A 14,534-nucleotide genomic window follows, 5' to 3' on the forward strand; every position below is an offset into this window, starting at 1 on the left:
TATTATCTAATCTAAATATTGTTTTATCAATTTTTGCGATATTTTATTCAGTGCAGCTATTTCTTTTTTAAATGTTTCCGAAAGGCCCGAAGCTTCTTTAACCCTGCTGAAAGTCGATATAGGTATATTTTCAAATGTTTTCAGGTAATATTTGGCATTCACAGGATAATACTGGCGTTCAATCAAGGATGTAATTGCAAGCATATCCGACAAATCCTCTGCCTTTACCTTTTCATAATTTTTACAAAGCCAAGCATATAAGGAAGGATGAAAGTTGGCCATAACCCCGCTGTATCCTGTCGCACCATCCCTTAGAGATTCCAGCAGTGTTGAACTGTTAGCATTATACAGCTTCAGGCTGCTTCCTTTTATTGCTTCTAATTTCTGCCGGATTTCTTCTGCATCACAGCAGGTATCCTTAAGGAAGAAAAACCTTCCAGTTTCAGCACACCATTTTATGTTTTCAATGGAAAGAAGCCTTTTATATGGATAAGGGCATTCATAGAAACCTAATGGTATATCTGTTTTTAATTCTTTCAGCAGCTTTTTACAATTATCCAGCCAAATCTCATCACTTTCATCCTCTCGGGCAAGACGGTTGGTTATTAAAATCATTGCATCAATACCCGTTTTAGAAATTTCATTAATTTCTGCCACCTGATCCTCAAAGGAATCAGATATATGTCCGGAAGCTATTACCGGAACTCTTCCGGCTGCTGCCTTCACAACACTTCTCGAAAGCTCGATCCTCTCCTCAAGACTGAGATTAAACATCTCACTTGACTGGCAAACTGCAAAAAGTCCGGATACTCCCTCCTTAATATACCAATCTACCAGCTCCTTCAGTGCATTAAAGTCTATCTCCTGCTTTTCATTATAAGGAGTCAGCATTACCGGCCAAACTCCACCAGGGAAATTATTATTCACCTTTTTCACTCCATTTCAAGATTATTTGCTCTAGCATATTATCAGTTCTATAATATAGAACTTGGTTCTTGCCACTTGCGTTAATTAAACTTAGATATATATATCTAAGTTTAATTAACCTCTAATTTTAAATTCTTCTTTCGATTTTTTGAATATACCTTTTTTCCAATTCTGCTACTTCCAGAATAAAACTGTCAGTAAACTTCAACGACGCTCCGCTGACACTCATAGCCGCAACAACCTGACGCTGCGAATCAAAGATAGGCAAGGCCACACATTTTACGCCAAACTCATGCTCCATATTATCAATTGCATAGCCTCTGACTCTTGTCACTTGAAGCTCCTCGCGCAAAACCCTTTTATCTATAATAGTATTTTCAGTAAACCTTACAAAATCCTGCACCAGATAATCCAAAATAAACCTTTCCGGCATATTGGCCAGCATTGCCTTGCCGATTCCGGTACAATACATAGCAGCTCTTTCACCAAATAAGGTTCTCATCAAATGAGTCGCCTGTGCAGGATATGTTGCCTCAAGATAAAGCACCTCACCACGATGCGGAACTGCTAAATAAACATTTTCATTCGTTATGTTAGCAAGCTCCTGCATATACGGCTGGGCAATTTTTGAAATTGCAAAGGTATCCCCCAACGCCCTGCTTAAATCAAAAATCCCTATTCCAAGACTGTACTTTCCTGTTTCCTCATCCTGTTCCACATACCCCATTTGCCTGTATGTGTCCAAGATGTTATGCACATTACTTTTGTACAGTCCAAGAGTTTCACTAATCTCAGTCACACCCAGCTTTGGCTTTTTTACGAAGCAATTAAGCACTTCTATTGCCTTTTGAAGACTTTTGATTTTTACTTCTTGGTTTTCATTCATTTTTAGCCCCACCTTGTTCTGTATTGTAGAACGCAGTTCTTTATTTCTATGAACCAATTTTAACATAGGTTTATTATATATGCAATTACTTATAAAAATTTTTATAAAATTTTTATAAGTTGCAATTCTATTAGTAAGGCTACCCGAAAGCAGTACTCTAATTACAAGCCTTCACCTCTCTGCTGTACCGCAATTCAGCCTCATGCCCTCTCCTCCTGCAGCTTACGAGCCTCCACATACGTTATCGGAAAATCAGCCTTTAATACTTGTTTTCGTTCTATGACAAATCCATTTTGAATCAAAAAATCGCAGTATTCTCTCTGTGTCCATTTATGAAAGGCTTTGAAGCCTAATCTTTCCATCAGTGCCGCTTTTATTATCCCGGCTTTGTCGTTATCTGCATGAGTAAACGTAGGAGCTATCAATACCCCGTCCTTTTTTAAAACACGTTGAATATTCTGAAGCGCCAGTTCCGGCTTAGGCATAATGTGAAGCGCATTTGAAATAATCACACAATCGAAGCTCTCATCCTCATATGACAATTTACATGCATCCTGTACCGTAAAATTCACATTTTCAGGCACTTTTTTCTTTTTTGCCGCCGCTATCATCTGAGGTGAAAAATCCGTTGCCTCAATATAATGAACCTTATCTGCAACGGCTAAAGAGATTAAGCCTGTTCCGGTTGCAAGCTCCAGAACCTTCATACCCTTAGTTAATTTTGAGCCAATCAAGTCATACATTTCGCTGTAGGCAGTTTTGTCTTTTTTCATAAAAATATCGTACAACCTTGAAAAATGATTCCAAAATCTTTGATTTGTATAATCTTTCATTTTAACCTCCGAGCTTTCAAATACGGACAGCCTAATGAAAGAGCTTATGCCCTTCCAACTTTATTATAGTTCAATATTTCCCACTGTCAAGCAGGCTATACATTGTATTCTCTCTGTCTATATTTATCTGAAGTATTTATTGGCCTCTGCCTCCTATATATTCTATATCATTGACAAAATAAAAAAAACATGATATATTCGTAACGGTGTTATATAACACTGTTACGAATATTAAAATTGAAGGTGAAGCTATGGCAAAACAGATAGAGGGTGTTACAGACACCTTACTATTATGTGCAAAAAATGAATTTTTAGAAAAAAGCTTTAAAGATGCTTCCTTGCGTGTCATTGCAGAAAATGCGGGTACAAGTACAAGCTCCATATATACAAGATTTAAGGATAAAGCAGGATTATTTAATGCTATTGTAAAATCAACAGCTGATAATTTTTATCAAAGATACCAAGAAGAACTTGATATCTTTGATAAAATGGCTCCTATGAATTGGTATGAAATGCTGGAATATACAGATAATCAGCAGAATATGCTGATTGATATGATTTATGATGATTTTTCTGCTTTTAAGCTGCTGGTATGTCATGCCGAAGGGACAGTATTTTCTGATTTCATAAATAATATAGTTGAATATGATGTGAAATACACCATTAAATATATCGAATCAATAGGCAACAATGCAATTGCCTTAAAACGCCTTACACCGGAGCTCTTGCATATGCTGTGCAGCTCTTATTGGTCAGGGCTTTTTGAAATAGTAGTCCATGATATGAGCAAGGAGGCTGCAAATGTGTATTTTCACCGGCTGAAACGCTTCTTCAGATGCGGCTGGCAGGATATTTTCAGCGGCGGTTAACTTTGGAATTATATTAATAAGCTTTAAAATCTTTTCAATGTAATAAAATAGGCGGTTCTGAAGCCGCCTAAAAATAAAAAATGCAGTTAGCCTCAACTAACTAAAGGAGGATTTTTTTATGGTGCAAGTTAAAGATACACGGACAAAACTAATTACTGAGAAACCTTTCAGACTGATGCTTTCTCTTAGTCTGCCGGCAATTATAGGTATGGTGGTAATTGGTCTTTATAACTTTATTGATGCTGTGTTCGTAGGACAGATGATTTCACCTCAGGCAATGGGAGCTGTAACAGTATCGTACCCTTTTACGCTGGTCAACAGCGCCATCGCCACATTGATAGGTGTAGGCTCTGCTTCGGTGTTATCCAGAGCTATCGGCAAAAAGGAGCAATCAACAATCGATAAAATCATGGGCAATCTGATTATGAGTGTATTGCTGCTTTCGGTAGCAGTTACTGTCTTAGGGATGATATTTACACGTCAGATTTTGATTTTATCCGGCGCAAAGGGCGAAATCCTTGAAAATGCCGTAATTTATCTCCGTATCATTTTCGCAGGCTCTATATTCGTAAACTTTTCACAGGCCGCTAATATGGTAATGCGTGGAGAAGGGCTTCTCAAACGTGCAATGCTTATTATGGGAGCAGGAGCTGTACTGAACATCATACTTGCTCCGATAATGATAAGCATTACCCACAGCGTTTCCGGCGCCGCTTACGCAACTGTTACAGCACAGGTGACACAGGCTGTCATCACCCTTTGGTATTTTCTAAAGAAAAGCAAAAATGTCGGCATTCATGCCATCCGTATAGATAAAGCACTCATACCCGAGGTTCTTTCTGTTGGCATATCGGCAATGCTTATGCAATTAATGCAGCTTATCCAGCAGACGATCATGTATAACACAGCGGCAAGCTACGGCGGAAACGAATGGCAGATTATATTAGGGGCATGCCTCAGAATACAAGCCTTTGCATTTATTCCGCTATGGGGAATCAGTCAGGGCTTCCAGCCTGCGATAGGCACAAACTACGGAGCAAAAGAATATTTACGTGTCAAAAAAATTACAAGAACCTTTATTATAGGTGCGACCGTCTTTTCCCTGCTTTTTTATATCCCGGTTATGGCCTTTCCTCAAGCTATGCTGTCAATGTTTATTACTGAAGCAGGTACTGCTCAAATGGGAGTTGGAAGCTTGAGATTGTTCTTTTCAACTTACATTTTGCTTGGAGTAATGATTTTATCCATCACTCTATTCCAGTCACTTGGAAAAGGAGGTATTGCCGCAATCCTGACACTGCTTAGGCAGATGGTGTTCTTCATTCCTCTTGCCCTTATTCTCCCTGGTGTCGGCAGCCTGGGCATCCATGGTGTATTTCTGGCACCTGTTCTTACAGATATCGGGGTTCTTGTTTTATCTTCAATTTTGATTGCTAAAGTATTTATCAAAATGAATACCTTTAAAAGCTCGAATTATACAAATATATCAGAGAACCAAGTAATCTGTCCGGCGCAAAAAAACAGCTGACAGAATTTTGTCATTTTAATTTAACCAGATAAGAGAACAGGGCGATATCACCGCCCTGTTCTCTTATCTGCACAGCAGCTTTTGCGTTACAATATCTGAATATATCTCCATGCCATTGGATTTAGCAATATGGATTACATCTGAAAACTGATTGCTTTGAGGAAGTAAAGAGGGTAACATATTCTCCTCTTTAAGAATACGGTCAGGATTAAATATTACATCCTTATGTCCATCAAAAATTGCCACATAAAAAATTCCCGCCTCAACTATATCCTGAAAGAAATGGCTTCCATAAGACAGCTCGGGCATAAATCCCGCTTTTTCCGATGAATACTCACAAATGACCGTCATATTACATAATTCGGCATAATGCACAGGTATACCCAACGATGGTGTTGTGCTTCCCCATCTGCCCGGTCCCACCAGCATTACGTTCCTTCCTTTTATTTCCTTGTTTATCAGTCCGATTTGTCTGGCTACCGCATATTTTCCCTGCTCATTCAGCTCCAGATATGTATTTGCCTGAACAAATACAACGAAATCAATTGACAGCCTTACACTTCCTCCCATAAAGCTTCCTTTTCCAGAGAAAAAGCAATCCTTTTCATTAGCCAGCTCCGGTATTTTTACTGTATTACCCAAGCCCTTGGTCTGTAACGGGCGGCATTGCAAAATATTAATTTTAAAGCTGTTGTCTTTTTTCAAATTAGCTGTGAACTCAATATCAACAGGGTAATCATATGCTTTGGACAATAATGCCAGCATTTCTCTCATTACCGGCATAATCTCCGTATCGGTGAACAGTTTTTTAAAATCCAGAATATCCGGAATCCTCCTGTCCGTATATCCCAGCTCACGCATCCGGGCCGCTGTTATATAATCAGGACTCATAAACAGCTTTTTATCTGTTTTTAAATCCAAAGGCAGGATTTCGTCCAAGTCTCTGATTACTAAAGCATTATCCGTAAAAGAAAGAGTATCCAATCTATGCTGAGAAAATTTATTCTGATCTTCATAGTTCATCGGAGGAATTCGCAAAGGGTCATCCAGACATACAACCTTCACATAATCACCATCTGTCCTGTCAACCGCCCTTGTACCAAGTCCGAATACCAGTCTAAGCATACCTGAATTCATATCAATGCTTTCATCCCAGACATAAAGATTAGAAGAATTCCCCACACCGGCAATATGCGGAAAGAAGTATTCTCCATACTGATCGCCTGAAACACGCTGAACCAGTATCGCCATTTGTTCGTCCAGCTCGAAAAGTCCCCTGTTCATCCTGTAGTTCAGAGCATCCTCATTCATAGTACTCGCATAAACAGTACGAATAGCCTGCTCAAAGGCTTCATACCTATCCTCGGGAGTGCCTTGATTAACACAGAAAACGCTTTCATATTTCCCTGCAAAGGCATTTCCAAAATTATCCTCAAGCAGAGAGCTGGAGCGTATAATAATAGGAGATTGCCCGAAATATTCCAGCATCTGGACAAATTGCTCTCTGATATCCTTGGGGAAGCTTCCGTGCAAAAGCTTATCCTTGAGTTCAGGGGCATACTTATAATATCCTTCCTTGGTCTTTTGCTTTGCACGAAGCCTCCACCAGCCGTTTTGCACAATATAGGTGTAAAAGACATCCGACCCGATATAGAAAGAATCATGCGGTTCCAATAATGGTGTAAAACGCTCTTCTCCTTCAATCTCTATAATTTTTCTGGCCAAAAGCATACCGACGCTCTTTCCTCCGATAAAGCCGGTGCCTACTTCTCTGGATGCAGTCAAAAGTATATCCTTCAAGGTTAAATATCTGACACACAGCTCGAACATTCTGGAGTCACTGCCTATCAGCATGTACATCAAGCGTTTCTTCGTTGCTTCCTGCCGTTTAAGTGAAAAGTTCAGCATCTTTTTGGCTCTGTTAAAAATGATATTCCAATAATCAAGACGATTTTCACTGCGGCGGATGTTGGTAAACAGCTCGGAAGCATCAGAGCTTGCCGTTATGCAGACAGCCTCCTGCCCTTGAATCAAATGCGGGAAAAACATTGTAGGCGAATACCGCTGCCATACTTTAAGAGGATGAATATATGTTTTATTATTTACCTGATATATATCAAGCAATAGCTGAGTTGTTTCACGGATACCTGCAATTGTGCCGTAGGTATGAAAGTTTCGTATTATAGCAAAATATGCTACCGTATCCAGCTCATACAGATATGGACAGGTAGCTTTAAAAAAATTGCCAATCATTAAATCCGAATGCCAGTATTTTAATAAATCAGTAAGGCAGTCAAAAACATACAATACCCTTCTGCCCTCTTTTTTTATCACATTATATATTTCTGTTGCAAAGCTTTCGAACCCTTTATTTGCATCAATGCGATAAACCATAACCTTGGGGCTTTCCTCAAGAATCTGCTCATGGCTGCCAAAGCGGATGTACACCAGTCTCATGTTCTCTTTGCCGGCCCTTGCAGCAAAATAGCCAACCATCTTCTTATAATCTGAAACTGAATCCGCCTGCCAAACAACATTGTCTCCAAGTCTAAGGTTGTCAATCACCTGATCAAAGCCTTCTAATCCCGTACTTACTTTGTCGTTTATATTCATAGCAAACCTCCATTCCAATATTATCCGCACTCAATCATTCAGCTCAGCTACTCCCATATAAAGCTCCTCTGTATATCCGGCTTATACATGCAAGCAATTAAAATCCGTAATTTCAGATTAAGAAATTCTTCCTATTATTAATATTACCAAAAAATCACTGACAAACCTATAGTTTAATTCTTTATTAATACAGCGAAGCCCAAGTTAATTACTTTCTGCAATTAACTTGGGCTTCGTGGCCGGAGAGACTTTGTCTCTTAAAAAGAAATTAAAACCATATGATATTTGCCGTTTGGGCTCAAAGCTGAGTTCTTACCCTTTTTGCAGCGTTAACAAGATTCTTAAGGCTCGCATCTACTTCAGATATATCCCGTGTTTTTAAACCACAATCAGGATTAACCCATAGCTTATTCTTATCAATTTTTTCAAGCATTTTTTGCAACGCCTGAACAATTTCTTCAACTGCCGGTATTCTCGGAGAATGGATATCATATACTCCCGGTCCAACCTCCGTTTCAAAATGCTTTGCCTGCAAGGCCCCTATAATAGTAAGACCTGAACGTGATGCCTCAAAGGAAATAACATCTGCATCCATATTGTCAATATCTTTTACTATCTCTTCAAATTCACTGTAGCACATATGTGTGTGAATCTGTGTTTCAGGCTTCACTCTGCTATGGCAAAGACGAAATGCCGGAATAGCCCAGTCCAGATACTCACTGTACCATTCCTCTCTTCTGATCGGAAGCTTTTCCTTGAGAGCCGCCTCATCTATCTGTATGATTTTGATTCCTGCTCTTTCCAAATCACACACCTCTTCACGAATTGCAAGCCCTATCTGATATGCCATATCCTGAAGGCTGACATCCTCTCTTGGAAAGGACCAGTTCAGTATGGTGACAGGGCCGGTAAGCATTCCCTTAACAGGCTTCCGGGTCAAGCCTTGTGCATACTCCGAATATTTGACAGTAATCGGCCTGATACGTTTGACATCACCAAAGATAATGGGAGGCTTAACGCATCTTGTACCATAAGACTGAACCCATGCCTTGTCCGTGAATACATAACCCGCCAGATTTTCCCCAAAGAATTCCACCATGTCATTTCGTTCGAATTCCCCATGCACCAGCACATCCAGCCCTAATTCCTCCTGTCTCCTTATGCAGTCCTCTATGAATGCAAATACCTGTTTGTCATATTCTGTCTGGTCGATTTCACCCTTTCGGAAGCTGCTTCGGTTCTTCTTTACCTCCGGAGTCTGCGGGAAGGATCCAATAGTGGTTGTAGGCAGCAGAGGCAGCTTGAACTGCTTCTTTTGGAGCTGTTCCCGCTCCTTCCTGTCTGTCTTCCTTGTGAAATCCTCCTCCGAAAGCTTTGAAATATCCGCTTGTACCTTTTTATCCCCATAAAGTCTGTCAGCCTCAAATATCCTTCTGTTATCCAGATACTCACAGGCTGCTTCAAAATCCTCTCTTTCCGCTAAAACAGAAAGCTCACGGAGCTCACGAAGCTTTTCCTTAGCAAAAGAAAAGCGCTGCAGAATACCGCTGTCGAGCTTTGCTTCATTTTCAACGGTATATGGGACATGGAGCAGAGAACATGAGGTGGAGATAACGATATTCTTTGTATATTTTTTAATCTTATTAAGCAGCTCCAGCGTTTTTTTATAGTCACTTTTCCATATATTTTTCCCGTTAACAATACCGGCAAATAAAATTTTATCCTCCGGGAATCCATTTGCTGTTATCAGCTCAAGGGTCTTCTTTCCTTCCAGAAAATCCAGTCCGATTCCGTCAAAGTCCAAAGAGGTAAGCTCTCTGTAGCAATCTCTTACATCTCCGAAATAGGTCTGGAGCAGAACCTTTATATTGCTTTTCCCTTTTAAAATCTCTTTATATAATGTTACAAATCGTGTGACCTCCTCTTTCGAAAGGTCCGTTACCAGTGCCGGCTCATCAAACTGAATCCATTGCGTGCCAAGCTGGTCAAAGCTTGAGAGAATATCCCTATAGGACTGAATTATATCCTCCATAAAATCACCGGCATTTTTTCTGCCATTATAGCTTGCAAGCCTCAAAAATGTAAATGCACCTATAACAACCGGCTTTGTTTCTATTCCAATAGCTTTTGCCTCTTTATATTCATCGAAGGGCTTGCTTCCTGAAAGCCCGAGCTTTGTATCATCATAAATTTCCGGCACCAGATAGTGATAATTAGTATTAAACCACTTTTTCATTGCAAAAGCTTTTACATCGCCCTGTACGCTCTGGTATCCTCTTGCCATGGAAAAATAGGTTTCATGCCTGTTCAGCTTAAGGTCAGTGTATCTCTTGGGAACAGCATTTAATAAAACAGCCGTGTCCAGCATAGCATCATAAAAGGAGAAATCATTAGAGGAGATATAATCAATTCCGGCATCCCTCTGCAAGCACCAATGTTCGCATCTTAGGTTTTTCCCTGTCTCCTCAAGGGCTTTCTCCGTTATTTCTCCGCGGAAATATTTCTCTGATGCAAATTTCAATTCTCTTAATTTTCCAACTCTTGGATAACCAATAACTGCACTTTTCATAGTTAAGCTCCTCACTATTAATTTCAATTCCATTTATTAAATAGTATAGAATACTTTTCATTACATTGAAAAATATAAAAAAATACATGTTTGCTATAGCTTTAGGCTATTTCAAACATGCCATTTAAAATCACATGAATATGCGGGGTATTCTGTACCCTTCCATCAGACATATTCAGCAACATGAATTTTTAATGCTTCCATGTACGCTTTCCCATACCTGCTTAATGTCATATTCTTTTGCTTTATTGCTCCCACACGCATATACTCCTTAACCTTAAGAGGCCTTGCAATAATATTCTCCCCGTTAAGCTCCCTGCTTATCACTCCCGTACTGACCGTATATCCGTTCAAGCCGATGGCAAGATTAAACAGCGTTGCTCTGTCTCTTACCTTGATATTTTTATTCCGGTCAAGCGTACTGAGTATCTCTTCAGAAAAATAAAATGAATTATAGTCTCCCTGTTCAAAAGAAAGATACGGATATTCCTTGAGTTCATCCATCGCTAACTCGCTCTTTTCTGCAAGCGGATGCTTTGAACTGATAAAAACATGAGGACTTGCCATAAAAAGCTCTTCAAATTCCAATCCGCTCTGCCTGATTATTTTCATAATTACTTCCTTGTTTTTAGATGAAGTATAAAGAACTCCTATTTCGCTTTTTAATCTGTTTACATCCTCAATAATTTCATAGGTTTGCGTTTCCCTGAGGGTAAAGTCATACTGGCTTCCGCCAAATTCACGTATCACATCCACAAAGGCATTGACGGCGAAGGAATAATGCTGGGTTGAGACAGAAAACCTGGTGCTTTGCTTTTTGACATTTAAAAACTTTTCTTCCAGCAGATTTGACTGTTCAAGCACCTGTCTGGCATAGGCAAGAAATTCATCTCCCTCGTTTGACACCACAATTCCTTTATTGGTTCTGTTGAAAATCGTAAGCTGCATTTCGTTTTCCAGCTCTTTAATAGCATTCGTAAGACTGGGCTGGGAAATAAACAGCTCTTTTGCCGCATCACTGATTGTCCCTCGTTCCGCTACAGCTACCACATATTTCAACTGCTGTAAGGTCATTTGCTTATTCCTCTCTATTTTGCTTGTAAGCTTGTATATAAACAAAATTCTCATTGTTTCTATTCATCAAATAGTCATCATTCATTACCGCATCAATAAATTCCTTCCCGCCTGCTTCCGCAATCACCACTTTCATTTCAAGAGCCTTTTCCACATCACTTACCGTAATATCATCCAAAAATATCTGTTCTCCCATTCTCAGCATGTTTGATGGTATCATCAAGGCATCTCCGAGAAATTCACCGTTATCCTTTCTCTCCCGCAGCTGCTTTATCAGATCCTGCCCTGTAATAAGCCCCGATACTGTGATTGTCTCACCAAAAAAGTCATTCCGTATGCAGCATACATTTATCGTTAATTGTGGGAAAAGCTCTGTGATTTGAGCCGCGAAGCTTTTTATAGTCGGATAGGTAAGCTTTCCCGTAGCCATAGTGAGAATTCTTGAAGCACTATTGTTAATTTTTTTTCGTTTTATATTTTTCCTAACCTGCTTCAGTGCCGCATCGAACTCATCTATGAAGCTTCTCATCATACCCACGCCATTTTCAAGCTGGATATAGCCGTCATAACGTTCTTCCTCCGGAAAAGCTCTTTCGGCAGTAATATACCATTCGTCACTGGCATGAATAAAATGAAGGCCATATTCTTCATAAAATTTCTTCTGCCTGCTTTCAATCATATCTATAACTTCTCCGGCTTCCTGCTTATTGAATAATTCAAGCGGATACAAGCCCTCCCTGTATTTTGTAATTCCGGCCGGAACAACTGAAACACTTCTCATGAAAGGAAGATATTTTGACAAGTCTTCAATCGATCTTTCCAGCTCACTGCCGTCATTCACCTTCTTACATAATACTATTTGTCCGTTCATTTCAATATGGCTTTCGTATAGGGCATCCAGATACTTGAGCTTTTCTCCGGCAAAGCGGTTATGAAGCATTTTACAGCGAAGTCCGGGATTTGTAGTCTGTACCGATATGTTAATCGGTGCAAGATGCAGCCGTATAATCCTGTCAATATCCTTTTTCTGCATATTGGTCAAGGTTATATAATTCCCCTGCAAAAAAGACAGCCTTGAGTCATCATCCTTGAAATAAAGAGTCTCCCTCATACCGGGCGGCATCTGGTCAATAAAGCAAAACATGCATTTATTGCTGCAGGAACGATAATCACTCATCAGGCTGTTATCAAACTCAATTCCCAAATCATCATCATATTCCTTTTCAATCTCCAGCAGCCATTCTTCGCCATCCTGCTTTTTGATTAATACTTCAATATATTCGTCCTTGATTAAATACCTGTAATCAAAGACATCCTCTATCTCTTCATCGTTAATTGCAAGCAGAAAATCTCCTGCCTCGATGCCCATTTCCTCCGCAATAGAATCCGGATATATCTCTTTTATCAGATGTCCCTGATTCTTTTTTTTACCCAAATAAAACTTCCTTCCTAATCTTTTCTTTAAAGCAAATAACAATATTAGCAAATCTATTATTTTTAATTGTACTATATTTGAAAGGTTTTCTACAAGAAAAAGATGCCTGCAGGATAGGGCAACTTTAATGCAGGGACTGAAAAACAGGCTATCACCTTGTAATTACAAGTGTCCCCGCGGTCACGACCTTCACAGCAGGCATCTTGAAATGCATTATTTATACCATCTTTTCAGGAGAATTAAGCTCTTGAGCCGGCTGCCTTGCGCAGCCGGCTTTAGCAGTAATTGACTTTTGGCAATTTACTGCTTCTTAACAATGTGTATTCTTTTGTTTCTTACACATCTGGATAGGATAAAGCCTGTCATTGCAATAAATGAGCCTGAAAATACCATTCCCATATCCTTTTGTGAATCATAAATATCCCCTTGCATACCAATAAGCATTTTTGACTGCTCCTGATTTAAAACAACCGGATAATAGATTTGAATAATTTCATTTACCGCACTGATTGACAAAATAAATGACAAGGAAAGAATACAGGCCTGAAAATATTTAATCCGCAGCCTGTCATGAAGTATCTCTATCACAGGGAAATATGCTAAAACCCCAAAAGCAAAGCTCATCATCCTGTCATAATTATTTCTTCCCAGCTTTAAGTAATCCTTCAGCCAGATTCCCGCCGGGCAAAGGGAATATGTATAGTGTGCGCCCACAATATGCATAATGAGCAAAATAAAAATACAGGCATATGACGAATTGCATAACCGTTTTTTTTTATACATTACCGCTAATATCAGCACAGCAGCTAACGGAAGTATATTTTCGAACCACCACACATACATGTCAACGGGATTGCAGGATAAAAAAACAAATACAACCGCAAATATTGCAAGCATTAAATGAAGCAGTCTGTTTTTCTTAAAGGAAATATCATCTTTGGAAGCATAAACAAGAGAAATTTTTCTTCTTCTACTATACATTTTTTACCGCCTATTAATTCAGATATGGTAATAATCAGCAAAAAGCAGCTGACAGCAAATAAATATCAGACTTCTTTTTACAGTGGTATCTTGATTTTTTAAAGCTATCGGATGATAATATAAATATAATCAAGTGGTATTTTATAATAAAATCGTAAGCTGTAGCTCAATAATATTATATATACTTTTTTAAACTTAAATATGCCACTATCCGATGTTTGTATTTCCCGAACCGAATCAAATTACGGTTCAGGCTCTCGCAAGAATAGGACAGCGGAGCTATATCTATATCGAGACAATATTTACATCGCTTTTTCATATTATGGTAATTAACTTTTGGGTAAAGGGGTAAAATGGTTACTTATAACGCATTTAAAAACAAATTTTTCAACCTGTTCGGCCAGATAATTAAATATGGTCTGGTTGGTATTATAAACACACTCATAACAGCCGTAATACTGTTTACCTTAATGAATTGCTTCGGGGTTTCCTATAAAGCTTCAAATGCCGCAGGGTATATCGCAGGCTTTATTAACAGCTTTTTTATGAATAAGCTATGGACTTTCAAAGAAAACAGGACCTCAACATTAACTCAATTCATACGTTTTACGGCAGTTTTTGTTGTATGCTACCTTCTTCAACGCGGTCTGCTCATATTTTTAGTAGAGAATTTAATTATTGATAAAAATATAGCCCAGTTGATAGGAATGGCCTTTTATACAATTATCAGCTTTATTTTTAATAAATTGTTTTCTTTTAAGGATTAAGCTAAAGCTGTATCGTTTCTATATTATATTTCCTGCATTTTTAGCCGGGATT

General features: G+C 39.0%; 11 protein-coding genes. 3 read left to right on the forward strand and 8 right to left on the reverse strand.

Annotated features, from left to right (window positions below):
* Window positions 1-6 precede the first annotated feature (6 nt).
* The 3 genes from LY28_RS08290 to LY28_RS08300 form a co-directional block, all read right to left on the reverse strand.
* Window positions 7-927 (reverse strand): dihydrodipicolinate synthase family protein, encoded by a 921-nt coding sequence (locus LY28_RS08290; RefSeq protein ID WP_110461713.1) that lies wholly within the window; start codon window positions 925-927, stop codon window positions 7-9.
* Window positions 928-1,054: 127 nt separating this feature from the next.
* Window positions 1,055-1,813 carry an IclR family transcriptional regulator gene (locus tag LY28_RS08295; protein ID WP_242981189.1) on the reverse strand — a complete coding sequence of 253 codons (759 nt, stop codon included), beginning with the start codon at window positions 1,811-1,813 and terminating at the stop codon, window positions 1,055-1,057.
* A 200-nt stretch (window positions 1,814-2,013) separates the two neighbouring features.
* On the reverse strand, window positions 2,014-2,646 hold the full coding sequence (locus LY28_RS08300) for a class I SAM-dependent methyltransferase (RefSeq protein ID WP_110461715.1): 633 nt from the start codon (window positions 2,644-2,646) through the stop codon (window positions 2,014-2,016).
* Between the two features lie 251 nt (window positions 2,647-2,897).
* On the opposite strand from LY28_RS08300, the gene LY28_RS08305 reads away from it, so the two are divergent.
* Window positions 2,898-3,515, forward strand: a complete 618-nt coding sequence (locus tag LY28_RS08305) for a TetR/AcrR family transcriptional regulator (protein ID WP_110461716.1) — start codon at window positions 2,898-2,900, stop codon at window positions 3,513-3,515.
* Between the two features lie 118 nt (window positions 3,516-3,633).
* Complete coding sequence (locus LY28_RS08310; RefSeq protein WP_110461717.1) at window positions 3,634-5,043, forward strand: MATE family efflux transporter; 1,410 nt, start codon at window positions 3,634-3,636, stop codon at window positions 5,041-5,043.
* Window positions 5,044-5,106: 63 nt separating this feature from the next.
* Here the strand turns inward: LY28_RS08310 and LY28_RS08315 are convergent, their stop codons facing one another.
* From LY28_RS08315 to LY28_RS08335, 5 genes are all read right to left on the reverse strand, one after another.
* Window positions 5,107-7,656, reverse strand: coding sequence for a PEP/pyruvate-binding domain-containing protein (locus LY28_RS08315; RefSeq protein ID WP_110461718.1), 2,550 nt, complete (start codon window positions 7,654-7,656; stop codon window positions 5,107-5,109).
* Window positions 7,657-7,954: 298 nt separating this feature from the next.
* Window positions 7,955-10,225 carry a 5-methyltetrahydropteroyltriglutamate--homocysteine S-methyltransferase gene (gene metE, locus LY28_RS08320; RefSeq protein ID WP_110461719.1) on the reverse strand — a complete coding sequence of 757 codons (2,271 nt, stop codon included), beginning with the start codon at window positions 10,223-10,225 and terminating at the stop codon, window positions 7,955-7,957.
* 165 nt (window positions 10,226-10,390) lie between these two features.
* On the reverse strand, window positions 10,391-11,299 hold the full coding sequence (locus LY28_RS08325) for a LysR family transcriptional regulator (protein ID WP_110461796.1): 909 nt from the start codon (window positions 11,297-11,299) through the stop codon (window positions 10,391-10,393).
* Between the two features lie 4 nt (window positions 11,300-11,303).
* Window positions 11,304-12,734, reverse strand: coding sequence for a DUF512 domain-containing protein (locus LY28_RS08330; protein ID WP_110461720.1), 1,431 nt, complete (start codon window positions 12,732-12,734; stop codon window positions 11,304-11,306).
* 300 nt (window positions 12,735-13,034) lie between these two features.
* The gene (locus LY28_RS08335) at window positions 13,035-13,715 is read right to left on the reverse strand and encodes a DUF2238 domain-containing protein (protein WP_110461721.1); all 681 of its coding nucleotides are present in this window, start codon (window positions 13,713-13,715) and stop codon (window positions 13,035-13,037) included.
* Window positions 13,716-14,068: 353 nt separating this feature from the next.
* Here LY28_RS08335 and LY28_RS08340 point away from each other — a divergent pair, with 353 nt between their 5' ends.
* Window positions 14,069-14,482 carry a GtrA family protein gene (locus tag LY28_RS08340; protein ID WP_110461722.1) on the forward strand — a complete coding sequence of 138 codons (414 nt, stop codon included), beginning with the start codon at window positions 14,069-14,071 and terminating at the stop codon, window positions 14,480-14,482.
* Window positions 14,483-14,534 lie beyond the last annotated feature (52 nt).

It is taken from the genome of Ruminiclostridium sufflavum DSM 19573 (assembly GCF_003208175.1).
Taxonomy (GTDB): Bacteria; Bacillota; Clostridia; order Acetivibrionales; family DSM-1351; genus Ruminiclostridium; species Ruminiclostridium sufflavum.

What these genes read in the sequence shown, in the direction of transcription:
- LY28_RS08295 (WP_242981189.1), bottom strand. Translation starts at nt 1,813, where the DNA reads ATGAATGAAAACCAAGAAGTAAAAATCAAAAGTCTTCAAAAGGCAATA.
- LY28_RS08300 (WP_110461715.1), bottom strand. Translation starts at nt 2,646, where the DNA reads ATGAAAGATTATACAAATCAAAGATTTTGGAATCATTTTTCAAGGTTG.
- LY28_RS08305 (WP_110461716.1), top strand. Translation starts at nt 2,898, where the DNA reads ATGGCAAAACAGATAGAGGGTGTTACAGACACCTTACTATTATGTGCA.
- LY28_RS08310 (WP_110461717.1), top strand. Translation starts at nt 3,634, where the DNA reads ATGGTGCAAGTTAAAGATACACGGACAAAACTAATTACTGAGAAACCT.
- LY28_RS08315 (WP_110461718.1), bottom strand. Translation starts at nt 7,656, where the DNA reads ATGAATATAAACGACAAAGTAAGTACGGGATTAGAAGGCTTTGATCAG.
- metE (WP_110461719.1), bottom strand. Translation starts at nt 10,225, where the DNA reads ATGAAAAGTGCAGTTATTGGTTATCCAAGAGTTGGAAAATTAAGAGAA.
- LY28_RS08325 (WP_110461796.1), bottom strand. Translation starts at nt 11,299, where the DNA reads ATGACCTTACAGCAGTTGAAATATGTGGTAGCTGTAGCGGAACGAGGG.
- LY28_RS08335 (WP_110461721.1), bottom strand. Translation starts at nt 13,715, where the DNA reads ATGTATAGTAGAAGAAGAAAAATTTCTCTTGTTTATGCTTCCAAAGAT.
- LY28_RS08340 (WP_110461722.1), top strand. Translation starts at nt 14,069, where the DNA reads ATGGTTACTTATAACGCATTTAAAAACAAATTTTTCAACCTGTTCGGC.